Below are 15857 nucleotides of genomic sequence, written 5' to 3'. Positions count from 1 at the left end.
CCGATCCTGGCTCATGGGGTGGTCCAGTAGGCCTGGATCGGACCCCACGTCACCGACAGCCAGAGCAGCTGCAGCCCCTGCAGCAGCACGACGATGCCGATCCGATATGCCCGGGAGCGCGGCGCGGCCAGGGCGCCGACGAACGGGAACATCGGCACCAGCAGCCGCACGAGCGAGGTCTGCGGGAAGAACACGGCGAGCAGGTACAGGCCGTAGCTGGCGAGCCAGAGCCGGAGCTCTATCGCGAGGGCGCGCACCGAGGGCAGGGCGAACGACAGGGCGAAGGCGGCCACGAGGGCCACGACCACCACCACGACCACCGGCCCACCCGGGTTGGCGAACCACATCGCGGCGGCCGCGAACCAGGGAGTGAACAGCTGGAGCTCGTCCTGTCCGATCCAGCCCGAGCGCCAGGCGAGCTCGGTATCCGTGTAGGCGTGCAGCGATCCGGTGACCGCCCAGGCGATCGCGGGCCAGGCCAGTCCCATCGCCAGGCTGTAGAGCACGAGCCCGCCGGTGACCAGCATGGTCCGGCGCGGGAACGGATCCGATCGGCGTCGGAGGTAGCGGACGATCCAGTAGCAGCCGAGCGCGAGTGCGAAGGCGAGGCCGGTGGGCCGGGTCAGCGCCATCACGGCGACGACGGGGAAGAGCGGCGCCCATCTGCGCTGGATGAGCAGCAGCAGGGCGAGCGCCAGCAGGAACAGCTGCATGGATTCGGCGTAGGCCATCTGCAGGATGAAGCTGGCCGGCCCGATCGAGAACAGCAGGACGCTGAACAGGGCCGACGCGTGCGGAAGGCGCAGCCGCATGATCCGATAGATCACGAGGGCGGCGCCGAAGCCGAAGGCGAGCGAGACGCCGACCGCGGCGACCGACCAGCGCAGACCGGTGATGGTCACGAGCGCGCGCACCAGGAAGGGGTAGACCGGCATGAAGGCCCACGGGTTCTGCCGGACCGCTCCGCTCAGGTCCACCGGAAGCTGAGCCGGATAGCCGTAGTAGGAGATGATCCGGTACCAGTCGCCGTCCCAGATGGCGCTGTAGTCGAAGAACTCGGGGTCCACTCCCCCGCGTGACTGAGCTGTGAGCGTTCCCCCGAGGATCAGCAGCGCCGCCGTGGTGATCAGCCGGGCGCAGGCGAAGATCGCCACGACCTGCAGCCACGGGGGCCAGCCGGCCGGGTGCAGCACGCGGTGGAGCACAGGGTGGAGCGGATCCCGCCGAGGAGCGAGATCGGTCGCCGGTTCGTGGATCGTCATCCGCGTGCTCGTGGAGGTGGTGTGTTCGGGCTTCAGTCGGTGGCGGTCAGCCAGGCGCGCAGCCCGTTCTCGCAGTCGGTGATCTGCTGGAGCGCGACGCGCTCGTCGTCGGCATGGGCCTTGAGCGGGTCGCCGGGCCCGTAGTTGACGGCCGGGACTCCGAGCCGCGAGAACCGCGCCACGTCGGTCCAGCCGTACTTGGGCATCGGGACGCCCCCCACGGCCGCGACGAAGCCCTGCGCGATAGGAGCGTCGAGGCCGGGGCGCGCGCCGACCGCGAGGTCCACGATCTCTATCTCGCCGAGCTCGCCGAACAGCTCGTGCATGTGCGCGATCGCCTCGTCGCCGCTGCGGCTGGGCGCGAAGCGGTAGTTGATGTGCACCATGCACTCATCGGGGATGACGTTGCCGGCCACCCCGCCCGTGATGCCGACAGCGTTGAGTCCTTCGCGGTACTCGAGACCGTCGACCTCGACGGTGCGCGGCTCGTAGGCCGCCAGCAGGTCGAGGATCGGTGCCGCCTTGTGGATGGCGTTGTCGCCGACCCAGGCACGGGCCGAGTGCGCCCGCAGTCCGCGGGTTCGGATCTCGGCGCGGAGGTTGCCGTTGCACCCGCCCTCGATCTCGGATCGGGTGGGCTCCCCGAGGATCGCGAAGTCGCCCTTCAGCAGCTCGGGGTTCGACTGGGAGAGGCGGTTGAGGCCGTTCTTGGCCTCCGACACCTCCTCGTGGTCGTACCAGATCCAGGTCACGTCGACGATGGGCTCCGAGAGCTCCGCGGCGAGCTTGAGCTGCACCGCGACGCCCGCCTTCATGTCGACGGTTCCTCGGCCCCAGAGGTAGTCAACTCCGTCGAGAGTCTCGAACCGGCTCGTGAGATTGCCGTTGAGCGGCACGGTGTCGATGTGCCCCGCGATGACCACTCGCTGCGCGCGACCGAGGTTGGTGCGCGCCACGATGGTGTCGCCGAAGCGCTGCACCTCGAGGTGATCCAGGCCCACGACGCTCTGCTCGATGAGGTCGGCGAGCGGCCCCTCGTTGTCGATGACGGAGTCGATGTCGCAGATCGCGCGGGTGAGGTCGATCGACGATGCGGTGAGATCGAGCGGCATGGCCTCAACGCTAGCCTGGTCGCATGAACCCTGCCTCTCCCAGAGATGCGCGGCTGGCGTGGGGATACGGCCTCGCCACGATCGCGCGTGACGGAACGGTGCTCGACACCTGGTACCCACGGCCGGCTCTCGGCCCCTTCCCCGCTGGGCGCGATCGCTGGATCGTGCCGTCCGATCTCGAAGAGCACCTGATCGCGGACCCGCGCCGCGAGGTCACGACGAGCGCGGTCACCACCGAGATCGATCTCGATCGTCCGCCGGCATCGACATCGGACGCCTATCTGCGCCTGCACCTGCTGTCGCATCTGCTCGTCCGCCCGAACGAGCTCAACCTGGACGGCATCTTCGCCCAGCTGCCGAACGTGGCCTGGACCTCCGCCGGCCCGATGCACCCGGACGACGCTGAGCGCCTCCGCCCATCGCTGCGTCGCCACAGCATCCAGATTCAGGCGATCGACAAGTTCCCGCGGCTGACCGACTACGTCAGCCCGCCGCGCGTGCGGATCGCCGACGCCTCTCGGGTTCGTCTCGGCGCGCACCTGGCGCCGGGGACCGTCGTCATGCACGAGGGCTTCGTCAACTTCAACGCGGGCACGCTCGGCACCTCCATGGTGGAGGGTCGGATCAGCCAGGGCGTCGTGGTCGGCGACGGCTCCGACATCGGCGGCGGCGCATCGATCATGGGCACCCTGTCGGGCGGCGGCACGGCGCGGGTGACCATCGGCGAGCGCGCGCTGCTCGGCGCGAACGCGGGAATCGGCATCTCGATCGGCGACGACTCCGTGGTGGAAGCCGGGCTCTACGTGACCGCCGGGACCAAGGTGCACCTGGTCGGATCGGTCGGAGACAGCGGCGAGCCACGTATCGTCAAGGCCCGCGAGCTCTCGGGACTGCCCAACCTCCTCTTCCGCCGCAACTCGATGATGGGTGGCGTCGAGGCCGTCTCGCGCACCGGCACGGGCATCACCCTCAACACCGACCTCCACACGTAGGTCGCGAGATCGCTAACCCCGTTGGTCGGCCGGTCTCGAGACGCGCCGCAGACGGCGCTCCTCGACCAACGAGATTCGGCCGGAAGCGCTCCCTCTCGATGGTCGAGGAGGCCGTTCACGGCCGTCTCGAGACCGGTTGCCGCAACTGGAACGCGGCAACAGGCCTCGATACGCTCGCAGACGGCGCTACGCGACCACCGACGTGGGAGCGAACTCCGTTGGTCGAGTAGGGCGCCCCGCGCCCGTCTCGAAACCGGTTGCCGCAACTAGAACGCGGCAACAGGCCTCGATACGCTCGCTGGCGCTCGCTACTCGACCACCGACGTGGAAGCGAACTCCGTTGGTCGAGTAGGGCGCCCCGCGCCCGTATCGAGGCCCGCTGCCGCATCCCTACCTAGATCGGCCGGTCTCGAGACGCGCCGCAGACGGCGCTCCTCGACCAACGAAACTCGAACGGCTACTCGACCATTCCTCGTTGGTCGAGGAGGCCGTTCACGGCCGTCTCGAGACCGGTTGCCGAAGCCACAACGTGGCAGCGGGCCTCGATACGGGCCTGGCGGCCCTACTCGACCACCGAAAATGGCCTCGCTACGTGCCGCAGCTGGAACGCGGCAACAGGCCTCGATACGCTCGCTGGCGCTCGCTACTCGACCACCGACGTGGTGGCTGATCGGCGATTATCTGTCGAGGTGGCGTTCCGGCGGGCCGATGTAGAGCTGCTGCGGGCGGCCGATCTTGGTGGCCGGGTCGGCGTTCATCTCGCGCCAGTGCGCGATCCAGCCGGGCAGGCGACCGATCGCGAACAGGACGGTGAACATCCGGGTCGGGAAGCCCATCGCCTTGTAGATGACGCCGGTGTAGAAGTCGACGTTGGGGTAGAGCTTGCGCTCGATGAAGTAGGGGTCGGCGAGCGCGATCTGCTCGAGCTCGCGGGCCAGGTCGAGCAGCTCGTCCTGGACGCCGAGGGCCTCGAGCACCTCGTCGGCGCTCTCCTTGACCAGCTTGGCGCGCGGGTCGTAGCTCTTGTACACCCGGTGGCCGAAGCCCATCAGGCGCACGCCCTCCTCCTTCTTCTTCACCCGCTCGACGAACTTGGCGACGCCCTCGCCCGAGTCGCGGATGTCGGCGAGCATCTTGAGCACGGCCTCGTTGGCGCCGCCGTGCAGCGGGCCGTAGAGAGCGTTGATGCCCGCGGAGATGGAGGAGAAGATGTTGGCCTCGGTCGAGCCCACCAGGCGGACCGTGGAGGTCGAGGCGTTCTGCTCGTGGTCCTCGTGCAGGATGAGCAGACGGTCGAGCGCCTTGGACAGCACCGGGTTCACCACGTACGGCTCGGCCATGGTGCCGAAGTTGAGCTTGAGGAAGTTGTCGACGAAGCTCAGCGAGTTGTCCGGGTAGAGGAACGCCTGGCCGAGCGCCTTCTTGTGCGCGTAGGCGGCGATCACCGGCAGCTTGGCGAGCAGGCGGATCGTCGAGATCTCGACCTGCTCGGGGTCGTGCACGTTGAGCGAGTCCTCGTAGTACGTGGATAGCGCCGACACCGCGCTGGACAGCACCGACATCGGATGCGCGGTATGCGGGAGCGCGTCGAAGAAGTGCTTGAGGTCTTCGTGCAGCAGCGTGTGCCGACGGATCTTCTCGTCGAACTCGCCCAGCTGGTCGGGTGTGGGCAGCTCGCCGTAGATCAGCAGGAACGCGACCTCGAGGTAGGTCGAGCCCTTGGCCAGCTCCTCGATCGGATAGCCGCGGTAGCGCAGGATTCCCGCGTCGCCGTCGATGTAGGTGATCGCCGACTTCGTGGAGGCGGTGTTGACGAAGCCCTGATCGAGCGCGGTGTAGCCGGTGGCTCGGGTCAGGGTCGAGACGTCGATGCTCGGCCAGCCCGCTGTGCTGGGCTTGATCGGGAACTCGGCTGATCCACCGGGGAAGCTGAGGGTGACGTGCTCGGTCTTATCGGGGCCGGCATCGGTCACGGGTACTCCTCGGGTGTCGTGCGAAACGCCCGCGCTCATGGCGCTGAGCGGAAGTACCTACAGCCTAGGCGAGGGGTGCCACAACCACCGCATCGGACAAACGCGCTGCTCCGCAGTTGGAGGCTGACGGACTCGGCTGCGGTCGAAGATCAGGCCGGGCCCTGGGGGGCGAGCGCCTTGATGACGGCGTGGTCGCCCGGGATGACGCCGACCTTGGCCGCGCCGCCCGGCGAGCCGATCTCGTCGAAGAACTCGACGTTGGCCTTGTAGTAGTCGGCCCACTGGCTGGGCAGGTCGTCCTCGTAGTAGATCGCCTCGACGGGGCACGCCGGCTCGCACGCACCGCAGTCCACGCACTCGTCCGGGTGGATGTAGAGCATCCGGTCGCCCTCGTAGATGCAGTCCACGGGACACTCGTCGATGCATGCCCGGTCCTTGACATCGACACACGGCAGGGCGATCACATAGGTCACTGGTGGAGCTCCTCTTCCTTTCCCAGTATTCCATCCGAAGCGGGGTGCCCTGTTCCTGAGCGACTCCGGCCGCGTCGCCACGTCAGCCCGGACGGCCAGGCCAGCACGATCGCGGAGAGCAGAGTGGGTCCGACCGCCCAGACCACTCCGCGGATGTTGGCGGGCAGGATCGCGGATCCCGACGCGGTCGGCAGGGCCAGCAGGGCGACCATCGCGACGACTCCGAGCGCGGCGAGCGCGGCATACACGCGCGACTGCAGAGCGAGGCGCAGCCCGGCGATGAGCAGGACGACGGCGAGGCATGCGGCGATCAGCCCCGTCGGCGCCACGAACGATCCGATCGCGCCGGTCAGCTGATGCGCCAGGGTGCCGATCGTTCCGGTCAGCGCGCCGAGCAGGATCGAGGCGACGATCCCGGCGATTCGCATGCCGAGCGGAGGCTGGTAGTGCCCGTCGAGATCGTCGCGGTTCTCGGATTCCGAGTGATTCAGCGAACCGGTGCGCACCCCATCCTCGGGCGCATGACCACGGGCACCGTCGCGCGAGACGTCACTTGACGTGCGCGCAGGCTCGGGCAGGCGGTCCGGATCGGTCACAGTGGATTGTAGCCAGCCGACCGTCCCGGACTCTGGAGGCGGCAGCCGCGCGGTTGCTGACGATCGCTCCGCACCGGTGGACAGCACGAGAATGCCCGGCTAGCATCGAACCGCTTAGGCAAGCCTTACCAATGTCGTCGGCTGCCCCACCTCTTCTGAACGGCTCTCCCCTCATGCTGGCTAACTACCTCATCGGGCTGCGCGAAGGACTCGAGGCCGGACTCATCGTCGGCATCCTGTTCGCCTACCTGCGCAAGCTCGACCGGCGCGACCTCGCGCCGAGGCTGTGGATCGGCATCGGCGTCGCCGTGCTCGTCTCGCTCGGGACGGGGGCCATCCTCACCTGGGGCCCCTACGGCCTCAGCTTCCAGGCGCAGGAGATCCTCGGCGGCGGCCTCTCCATCCTGGCCGTCGGCCTCGTCACCTGGATGATCTTCTGGATGGCCTCGCACGCGCGGAGCCTGAAGGGCGAGCTTCAGTCTCGCCTCGACCTCGCGGTCGCGGGCTCCGGGATCGGCATCGTCATCCTCGGCATGGTCAGCGTGGGCCGAGAGGGCGTCGAGACGGCCCTCTTCATCTGGGCGACCGTCGCCTCGACCGGGTCGGCAGTCGCCGGCACGGTGGCGGCACTGCTCGGCATCCTGACCTCCTCGGCCATCGCGTACCTGATCTACCGCGGATCGCTGCGGATCAACCTCGGCCGCTTCTTCACCTGGACCGGCGGATTCCTGATCATCGTCGCGGCCGGGGTCCTGCTCTACGGCATCGGCGATCTGCAGGAGGCCGGTGTGCTCCCCGGCTTCGGCCAGCAGGCTTTCAGCCTCGCCGCCGTCATCCCCCCCTCCAGCTGGTACGGGACGCTGCTGCAGGGGCTGTTCAACTTCACGCCCGAGCCGACCTGGGCGCAGGTCACCGCCTGGCTGCTCTACCTGGTCGTGGTCGGGGCGCTGTTCCTCTCACGCGCCCTCCTCCGCCGGCCCGTCACCGTCGCGGCCCTCCCGGTCGATGCGCGGCAGGCCGCCTGATCCGCCTGCGCCCCTCCCCCGCAGCCCCGAGCCCCGAGCCCCAGCCCCAGCCCCAGCACCGATCCACAGCACGATCGCGTCGACCCAGCACCGATCTGACAGAACCGAGGCACAGCCCACCATGACCCTGCGCTCCCGCATCCCCGCAGCCCTGAGCGGGGCGGCCATCGTGGCCATCGCGCTCACCGGCTGCGTCGCCAACAACCCTGCCGGAAGCGACGCGCTCAGCGTGGCCATCGCCGACAATGCCTGCGACGTCTCCGTCTCGACCAGCGCCGCCGGAGCCGTCACCTTCGAGCTCAACAACACCGGCTCCGACGTCAACGAGTTCGAGATCCTCGCCGAGGACAAGCTGCGCATCGTCGGCGAGAAGGAGAACGTCACCCCCGGGCAGACCGTCTCCTACGTCGCCCAGCTCGAGCCCGGCACCTACTACACGGCCTGCAAGTTCCAGCAGGTCGGCTCCCCCATCGGCCTCGCCGAGTTCACCGTGACCGGCGAGAGCCAGGCGCTGTCCGGCGACGAGCAGGCCAGGCTCGATGAGGCCGTCACCAACTACGTCTCCTACATCAAGTCGCAGGCAGGAGAGCTGGTGCCCGCCGTCGCCGCTTTCGCCGAGGCGTACAAGAACGGTGACGACGACACCGCCCGCGAGCTGTTCGCGACGACCCGCGTCTTCTACGAGCGCATCGAGCCGACCGCCGAGGCATTCGGCGACCTGGACCCGAAGATCGACTACCGAGAGGTCGACGCCGTCGCCGAGGGCCTCGACTGGACCGGCTTCCACCGCATCGAGAAGGACCTCTGGCCGCCGGCAGCAGGCGACCTGAACTCCGATGGCACCGACGCGTTCCTCGATTGGGCTCCGTCCACCACGCAGGAGCGGACAGCGTACGCCGACGGCCTCGTCGCCGATGTCCAGGACCTCTACGACCTGGTCTACGCATCCGACTTCTCGGTCACCCTGGGCGACATCTCGAACGGCGCCATCGCCCTGCTCGACGAGGTCGCCGTCGGCAAGATCAGCGGCGAGGAGGACTGGTGGAGCCACAGCGACCTCTACGACTTCGCCGCCAATGTGCAGGGCGCCGAGGTCGCGTTCGGCAACGTCAAGGCGATCGCCGCGGCGTCCGGCGATGACGGAGCCGCACTCGTGACGGAGATCCAGGGCGAGTTCGACGCCCTCGACGCGGCACTCGCCGAGTACGGATCGCTCGACGCCGGGTTCGTGTCCTACGACACGGTCACCGACGCGCAGCGCAAGGTGCTCTCCGACCAGGTCAACGCCCTCGCGGAGCCCCTGTCCAACCTGACCTCGACGGTGCTCGGCTGAGCGCCTGCCCATCTGCACGGATCAGGAGATGTCGCACCGATCCGGGGAATCCCGCCTGATGGGGGCATCTCGACCCTGTCTGGACCGGACTTCGGGGGCAATCCCCGGATCCGTGAAACAGAATGCCTGTGATGACCAAGAAGCCTGACACTGCAGCCGAGACGGAGGCCGTCGACGGGACGACCGCTGAGCCCGTCTCCAAGCCGGGTGTCAGTCGCCGCGGCCTCTTCGGGCTGATCGGCGTCGGCGCTGCCGGCGTGGCAGTCGGCGCCGGCGGTGGAGTGGGCGCCGCCGCGGCGGTCGGCAGCTTCGGCACCCAGGGCACCTCGCGCACCTACGACTTCTTCGGCACGCACCAGGCGGGCATCGTGACGCCGTCGCAGGATCGCCTGCACTTCGCCGTCTACGACATGGCGGCCGGCGCCTCCCCCGACGACCTCATCGCACTCCTGCAGGAGTGGTCGGCAGCCGCGGCGCGGATGACCCAGGGTCTCGAGGTGGGCGAGACGGGCGCGACAGGCGGATCGCTCCTCGCCCCACCGCAGGACACCGGTGAGGCGATCGGCCTGCCCGCGAGCGGTCTCACCATCACGATCGGCTTCGGGCCGAGCCTCTTCACCGCCGCGGACGGCACGGATCGCTTCGGACTGGCGGCATCGAAGCCCGCCCTGCTCGAACCGCTCCCCCGCTTCTCCGGCGATGCGCTGCTGCCCGGCGCGACGGGTGGAGACCTGTGCATCCAGGCCTGCGCCGACGATCCGCAGGTCGCCGTGCATGCCATCCGCAACCTCAGCCGGATCGCGTTCGGCCGCGCCGCGATCCGCTGGTCGGAGCTCGGATTCGGGCGGACCTCGTCGACGTCCACGACGCAGGCGACGGCGCGCAATCTCTTCGGCTTCAAGGACGGAACGCAGAACGTCAAGGCCGAAGAGACGAAGGCGGTCGACGAGCACATCTGGGTGGGCTCCGACGACGGACCAGCCTGGATGGCGGGCGGCTCGTACCTCGTGGCGCGCAAGATCCGGATGATCATCGAGACCTGGGACCGCACACAGCTGCAGGAGCAGGAGAACGTGATCGGCCGGGACAAGGGCGAGGGCGCGCCCCTGTCGGGCGGCACCGAGTTCACGGCGATCGACTTCGGCGCCAAGCTGGCCACGGGCGATCCGGCCGTCCCCGCCGATGCGCACGTGCGCCTCGCGCACCCGGACAACAACGGCGGCGCCCGGCTGCTCCGACGCGGCTACAACTACGTCGCCGGCAACGACGAGCTCGGCCGACTCGACGCGGGACTGTTCTTCATCAGCTTCCAGCGCTCGCCCGAGCAGTTCATCACCGTGCAGCGCAGCCTGTCATCCGACGCGCTCAACGAGTACATCAAGCACGTCGGATCGGCCCTCTTCGCGGTCCCGCCGGGCGCGCGTGCGGGCGGCTGGGTCGGCGAGACCCTCTTCGCTTAAAGATCGAGATGCCACTTTCCGTCCCCATTCCGGAGGTTTGGGGACGGAAAGTGGCATCTCGATCGGTCAGGCCGCGTTCTCGACCGCTGAGGCGTCCTTGCCGACGATGTAGTTGACGGTCCACTTGCCGCCGTCCTCTATCACGATCACCACGGCCGTGTAGGTGCCGTCGGTGTAGACGACTCCGTTGTCCGTCTGGATGGGCGCGCCCTCGGTCCAGCCCGCGTCGGTGAACTTCGCGACGACGGCGTCCTTCACGGCATCGGTCGACGCGGAGCGGATGGTGACGTTCCAGACCTTGGCGTCGTCCTCCCCCAGCCCGATGCCCGCGATGACATCTCCCTCGATCACCGGCACCGCCGTCGGGAAGTCGGACGGCAACTTGTCACCCGCGAGATCGACCCCTCCTCCAGTCGCGTCGCTGACGAAGTCGCCGACCGGATTGCTGGAGCACGCCGCGAGCGAGGGAACGAGGAGCACGACGGCGAGGAGCGCCAGCAGCACGCGCAGCCGCGAGCGCCGACCCTGCGCGGTCGACGGAGAGGCGGAGGCGTGCGTGCGGATCGACATGGCGCACACCCTACAAGCGCACTCGACGGCGCTCAACGTCCCACTCCCACAACGACGAATTGCCACCTTCGGCTCTCAAAACCGGAGTTTCGGAGCCGAAGGTGGCAATTCGAGGCCGTGTGGCAGAGGTCAGGCGGGGGCGTTCTGCTTCTTCAGGCGGCTGGTCGCGCGGGCGCGGGCGTTGGAGTCGAGCTCCACCTTGCGGATGCGGACGAACTCGGGCGTGACCTCGACGCACTCGTCGTCGCGGGCGAACTCGAGGCACTGCTCGAGCGTCAGCTTGCGCGACGGGGTCATGCGCTCGAAGACGTCGGACGTCGACTGGCGCATGTTGGTGAGCTGCTTCTCCTTGGTGATGTTCACGTCCATGTCATCGGCCCGCGAGTTCTCGCCGACGACCATGCCCTCGTAGACCTCCTGGGTCGGCTCGACGAAGAACGACATGCGCTCCTGCAGGGCTGTCATGGCGAACGGGGTGGCGACACCGGCACGGTCGGCGACGATCGAGCCGTTGGTGCGGGTGACGATCTCGCCGGCCCACGGCTCGTAGCCGTGCGAGACGGCGTTGGCGATGCCCGCGCCGCGGGTGATGGTGAGGAAGTCGGTGCGGAAGCCGATCAGGCCGCGCGACGGGACGATGAACTCCATGCGCACCCAGCCGGTGCCGTGGTTGCTCATGCTCTCCATCCGACCCTTTCGGGCGGCGAGCAGCTGGGTGATCGCGCCGAGGTGCTCCTCGGGAGAGTCGATGGTCAGGTGCTCGTACGGCTCGTGGACCTTGCCGTCGACGCGCTTGGTGACCACCTGCGGCTTGCCGACCGTGAGCTCAAAGCCCTCGCGTCGCATCTGCTCGACGAGGATCGCCAGCGCGAGCTCGCCACGGCCCTGGACCTCCCAGGCGTCGGGGCGGCCGATGTCGACCAGCTTGACCGAGACGTTTCCGACGAGCTCGCGGTCGAGGCGGTCCTTGACCATGCGGGCGGTCAGCTTGTGGCCCTTGATCTTGCCGATCAGCGGACTGGTGTTGGTGCCGACCGTCATCGAGATGGCCGGGTCGTCGACCGTGATGGTCGGCAGCGGTCGCACGTCGTTGGGGTCGGCCAGGGTCTCGCCGATGGTGATGTCCTCGAAGCCGGCGACCGCGACGATGTCGCCGGGGCCCGCGGACTCGGTCGGGAAGCGCTCGAGCGCCTTCGTGATCAGCAGCTCGGTGACCCGGACGTTCGCGACGGAGCCGTCGTGCTTGACCCAGGCGACGGTCTGGCCCTTCTTGATGGTGCCGTTGAAGACACGCAGCAGGGCGAGGCGGCCGAGGAACGGCGATGCGTCGAGGTTGGTGACGTGCGCCTGCAGGGGGTGCTCGTCGTCGTAGGTCGGCGCGGGGATGTGCTTGAGGATCGCGTCGAAGAGGGGCTCGAGGTCGTCGTTGTCGGGCAGCGAGCCGTTCTCGGGCTTGTTCCAGCTCGCGGCGCCGTTGCGGCCTGACGCGTAGACGACGGGGACGTCGAGGATCGAATCGAGGTCGAGGTCGGGCACGTCGTCGGCCATGTCGGACGCGAGGCCGAGCAGCAGGTCGTGCGACTCCTCGACGACCTCGTCGATGCGCGCGTCGGGACGGTCGGTCTTGTTGACCAGGAGGATGACGGGGAGCTTGGACTCGAGCGCCTTGCGCAGCACGAAGCGGGTCTGCGGCAGCGGACCCTCGCTCGCGTCGACCAGCAGCACGACGCCGTCGACCATGGACAGGCCGCGCTCGACCTCGCCGCCGAAGTCGGCGTGGCCGGGGGTGTCGATCACGTTGATGGTGATCGGGCCGTCCGTCGCGTGCTTGCCCTTGTAGGACACCGCGGTGTTCTTCGCGAGGATCGTGATGCCCTTTTCGCGCTCGAGCTCATTCGAGTCCATGGCGCGCTCTTCGTGGTGATCGTGATCGTGGAACGACCCCGTCTGCTTGAGCATGGCGTCGACGAGAGTCGTCTTGCCATGGTCGACGTGGGCCACGATGGCCACATTGCGCAGGTCTGAGCGCACGGCTTGTGCCATGGAGGGACTTCCTTAGAAAGAGAGGGCGCCGCGTCTGATCCGATGACCGACAGCGTCTGGCTGAAGGGCGCGACACGGCCCCAGCTGTTCCAGTGTACCCTGTCGGCTCCCATCGGCGGTCGGCGATGCATCCGGACCTCGAGGCGCGGAACTCGGGCTCCAGATCGCCCGCGCCGAGTACGCCGAAGGGCCGGACACCGTGCGGCGTCCGGCCCCTCTGCTGCTGATGCTGCGGGCTACTTGCTGAAGCCGACGATCTTCCAGTCGATGTCAGCGGCTCCCGGGCGGGCGCCGTAGTTGACGATCTTGGGGTCGATCGCGATCACGCGCGGCGACTGGATGATGGGCAGCGAGTGCCCCTCCTCCCAGACCTGCTCGTCGATGTCGTTCCACATCGCGTTCGCCTCGTCGGCGTCGGGGATCTGCACGACCTGGCCGAGCAGGTCGTCGATGTCCGACGTGCCGATCCGCCCGTAGTTCTGGCTCTGCGGGTCGGTGCTGAAGATGCTCGCTCCTGCCGCATAGTAGCCGGTGCCCACCCACGAGAACACGGTCATGTCGAACGCGCCGGGGGTGATGTAGTCGCTGAAGAACGAGTCGACGTCCACCTCGTCGATGCTCAGCTTGACGCCGACATCCGCGAGCTGGGCCTGCACGACCTGGGCGATCTGGTTCGAGGTCGGGATGCCGGCCGGGATGGTCATCGAGACCTCGAGGTCAGCGCCGTCCTTTGAGCGGACCGCTCCGTCTCCGGTCCAGCCGTCGTCCTCGAGGATCTTCTTCGCGGCATCAGGGTCGAAGTCCGCCGCGGGCGACGAGTTGTCGACGTAGCCCGAGTCGGTGCCGAGGAAGATGTGGTTGCCGAGCAGCGAGGTCTCGAAGGGCAGGGTTCCGACGAGCACGTCGGCGATCGACTGGCGGTTGATCGCGTGCTGGAGGGCCTGGCGGATCTTCTCGTCGGCGAGGATGCCCGACGAGCTGAAGTCGATGTGCGAGTACGACGCCGACGGTGCCGCGCGGATGTCCGTGTCGTCCGCGGTGGCGATGCGCTCGTAGCGGTCGCTGGATCCGGCGGAGACGAGGTCGATCTCGTTGTTGAGGTAGGCGTCGATGTCCGCGTCGCCGTCGAGCGCGATGAAGATCACCCGGTCGAGCTTGGGTGCGTCGCCCCACCAGTTCTCATCGGGCACGATCGAGACCGTGCGGGCGGAGGTGTCGAGCTTCTCGAGCTTGAACGGGCCGGCGGTCACCGGGATCGCGTCGGCGTATCCGGTGTTGAACGCTTCGGGCGTCGAGATCTGGCTGGCCGGGTAGAGCGGCGAGAAGAGCGACTTCCAGTCGGAGAACGGCGTCGCATAGGTGACGACGACGTCCTTCGGGTCGGTGCCCTGCTCGACGGAGCCGATCGAGTTGTAGCCCGTCGGGTCGCCGATCAGGTACTCCTCGTTCGTGCCGTTCTGGGCGGTCCACTGGGCCTTGAAGTCGGCTGCGGTGATCGGCACGCCGTCGCTCCAGACCGCGTCGGGATTGATCTTGTACTCGATGACGAGCGGGTCCTCGCTGACCGCCTCGGCGGAGTCGAGCAGATCCGTGTTGAGCGCGGGAGCTCCGTCGAGTCCGATGTTGAAGGTCTTGAGCATGATCGCCTGCTCGATGATCGATGCGTCGTCGAGAGCGCCGTCCACCTGCCCGTAGTTCCAGTTGGTCGGCAGGGAGTCGAGCGGGAAGCGCAGCTCACCGCCCTGCGGGACGTCCGCGGCGTCCATCGGGTTGACGTCGCCTGCGGGGTCGAGCGGCTGCTTGGTCACCTCGGGGGTGGCCTCGCCTCCTGAGGTGCAGCCGGTCAGAGCGAGGGCGATGCCGACGACGCCGGCGATCAGGGCGGGCGCGGTGCGGCGCCGGATTTTTTGCATGCTGTGCATAGAGTCACGATATGCGGGTTGGGGCGCCTGGAATGGGGGCATCCTGAGGATTTACCAATTCGAAACACAGCGATTAGGGAGCATGCTCGTGCATGCATAGGGTGACTGCATGGTGCGCTACCTGGCGAAGCGTCTGGTGTATTACGCGGTGCTGGTCTTCATCGCGACGTCGCTGACCTATCTGCTCGCGTCCCTGTCGTTCAATCCCCGACTGACCTACGAGTCGCGCAATCCCCGCCCTCCGGCCTCGGTCATCGACACCCAGCTCAGCCAGATCGGCGTCAACGATCACGATCCGCTGATCGGTCGCTACCTCACCTGGGCGGGCAAGACCTTCACCGGCGATCTCGGGCTCACCGTGACGCGCAAGGAGATCGACAACGAGTTCTGGGTGCGCCTCGGGATCAGCCTGCGACTGCTGATCATCGGCTCGATCCTCGGCACCGTCCTCGGCGTCCTGCTCGGCTTCTGGAACGCGCTCCGGCAGTACCGACTGTCGGATCGCGTGTCGACCATCCTGTCCTTCGTGCTGCTCTCGACGCCCGTCTTCCTCAGCGCCGTGCTGCTGAAGATCGGCGCGACGGGCCTCAATCAGGCGCTCGGGATCCAGCTGATCAACTACACGGGCGAGGCGACGGCGGGCTTCCAGGGCACCCTCTGGGAGGCGCTCGGCGACCGGGCCGTCCACCTGCTGCTGCCCACGATCTCGATCGCGATCGGCTCCATTGCGATCTACAGCCGCTACCAGCGCGCCACGATGCTCGACGTGCTCGGATCGGACTACATCCGCACCGCTCGCGCGAAGGGGCTGTCCCGGACCCGCGCGACGCTGAAGCACGGCCTGCGGACCGCGCTGATCCCGATGACCACGCTCTTCGCATACGGCTTCCTCGGGATCTTCCTCGGGGCGACGTTCACGGAGAAGATCTTCGGCTGGAACGGACTGGGCGCCTGGTTCATCGAGGGCGTGCAGGCCAACGACGTCAACGTCGTCACCGCGTATTCACTGTTCGCCGCCGTGGTGGTGCTGCTGGCCGGGTTCCTGGCCGACATCGCTAACGCCGCCCTGGACCCGCGCGTGCGCGCCGCCCGCTAG

Annotated in this window: 13 protein-coding genes; 5 read left to right on the top strand and 8 right to left on the bottom strand. The window is 68.1% G+C overall.

What is annotated here, in order from left to right:
* Positions 1–11: 11 nt before the first annotated feature.
* Together E6C64_RS16775 and dapE are read right to left on the bottom strand one after the other, a co-directional pair.
* Positions 12–1262, bottom strand: coding sequence for a hypothetical protein (locus E6C64_RS16775; protein WP_136428840.1), 1251 nt, complete (start codon positions 1260–1262; stop codon positions 12–14).
* A gap of 32 nt (positions 1263–1294) precedes the next feature.
* Positions 1295–2374 (bottom strand): succinyl-diaminopimelate desuccinylase, encoded by a 1080-nt coding sequence (dapE, locus tag E6C64_RS16770; RefSeq protein ID WP_136428839.1) that lies wholly within the window; start codon positions 2372–2374, stop codon positions 1295–1297.
* 23 nt (positions 2375–2397) lie between these two features.
* Here dapE and dapD point away from each other — a divergent pair, with 23 nt between their 5' ends.
* On the top strand, positions 2398–3366 hold the full coding sequence (dapD, locus tag E6C64_RS16765; RefSeq protein WP_136428838.1) for a 2,3,4,5-tetrahydropyridine-2,6-dicarboxylate N-succinyltransferase: 969 nt from the start codon (positions 2398–2400) through the stop codon (positions 3364–3366).
* Between the two features lie 677 nt (positions 3367–4043).
* Here the strand turns inward: dapD and E6C64_RS16760 are convergent.
* The 3 genes from E6C64_RS16760 to E6C64_RS16750 form a co-directional block, all read right to left on the bottom strand.
* Positions 4044–5339, bottom strand: coding sequence for a citrate synthase (locus E6C64_RS16760; protein WP_233255691.1), 1296 nt, complete (start codon positions 5337–5339; stop codon positions 4044–4046).
* Between the two features lie 149 nt (positions 5340–5488).
* On the bottom strand, positions 5489–5812 hold the full coding sequence (gene fdxA, locus E6C64_RS16755) for a ferredoxin (RefSeq protein ID WP_136428836.1): 324 nt from the start codon (positions 5810–5812) through the stop codon (positions 5489–5491).
* Positions 5809–6408: a hypothetical protein gene (locus E6C64_RS16750; RefSeq protein WP_136428835.1), complete on the bottom strand. Its 600-nt coding sequence runs from the start codon at positions 6406–6408 to the stop codon at positions 5809–5811. Before E6C64_RS16750 ends, fdxA begins: the two co-directional genes overlap by 4 nt.
* 173 nt (positions 6409–6581) lie before the next feature.
* Here E6C64_RS16750 and efeU point away from each other — a divergent pair, with 173 nt between their 5' ends.
* The 3 genes from efeU (at position 6582) to efeB (ending at position 10226) form a co-directional block, all read left to right on the top strand.
* Entirely contained in the window at positions 6582–7433 is an 852-nt protein-coding gene (efeU, locus tag E6C64_RS16745; protein WP_136428834.1) for an iron uptake transporter permease EfeU, read from the top strand.
* A 121-nt stretch (positions 7434–7554) separates the two neighbouring features.
* Positions 7555–8766 (top strand): iron uptake system protein EfeO, encoded by a 1212-nt coding sequence (gene efeO, locus E6C64_RS16735; RefSeq protein ID WP_136428833.1) that lies wholly within the window; start codon positions 7555–7557, stop codon positions 8764–8766.
* Positions 8767–8897: 131 nt separating this feature from the next.
* Positions 8898–10226: an iron uptake transporter deferrochelatase/peroxidase subunit gene (gene efeB, locus E6C64_RS16730; RefSeq protein WP_136428832.1), complete on the top strand. Its 1329-nt coding sequence runs from the start codon at positions 8898–8900 to the stop codon at positions 10224–10226.
* A 66-nt stretch (positions 10227–10292) separates the two neighbouring features.
* Here efeB and E6C64_RS16725 read toward each other — a convergent pair whose 3' ends face one another.
* The 3 genes from E6C64_RS16725 to E6C64_RS16715 all read right to left on the bottom strand — a co-directional run bounded on the left by E6C64_RS16725 (position 10293) and on the right by E6C64_RS16715 (position 14761).
* A complete protein-coding gene (locus tag E6C64_RS16725) occupies positions 10293–10796 on the bottom strand; it encodes a hypothetical protein (protein ID WP_136428831.1) in 504 nt (167 codons plus the stop codon).
* A 129-nt stretch (positions 10797–10925) separates the two neighbouring features.
* Entirely contained in the window at positions 10926–12839 is a 1914-nt protein-coding gene (gene typA, locus E6C64_RS16720) for a translational GTPase TypA (protein WP_136428830.1), read from the bottom strand.
* Between the two features lie 236 nt (positions 12840–13075).
* A complete protein-coding gene (locus tag E6C64_RS16715) occupies positions 13076–14761 on the bottom strand; it encodes an ABC transporter family substrate-binding protein (RefSeq protein WP_158437912.1) in 1686 nt (561 codons plus the stop codon).
* A gap of 109 nt (positions 14762–14870) precedes the next feature.
* On the opposite strand from E6C64_RS16715, the gene E6C64_RS16710 reads away from it, so the two are divergent.
* Positions 14871–15857 (top strand): ABC transporter permease, encoded by a 987-nt coding sequence (locus E6C64_RS16710; protein WP_136428828.1) that lies wholly within the window; start codon positions 14871–14873, stop codon positions 15855–15857.

The sequence above is a fragment of the Naasia lichenicola genome (assembly GCF_004801885.1).
GTDB lineage: Bacteria > Actinomycetota > Actinomycetes > Actinomycetales > Microbacteriaceae > Naasia > Naasia lichenicola.
Note: the sequence above shows the minus strand (reverse complement) of the source record. Positions and strands in the feature narration are given on the sequence as shown.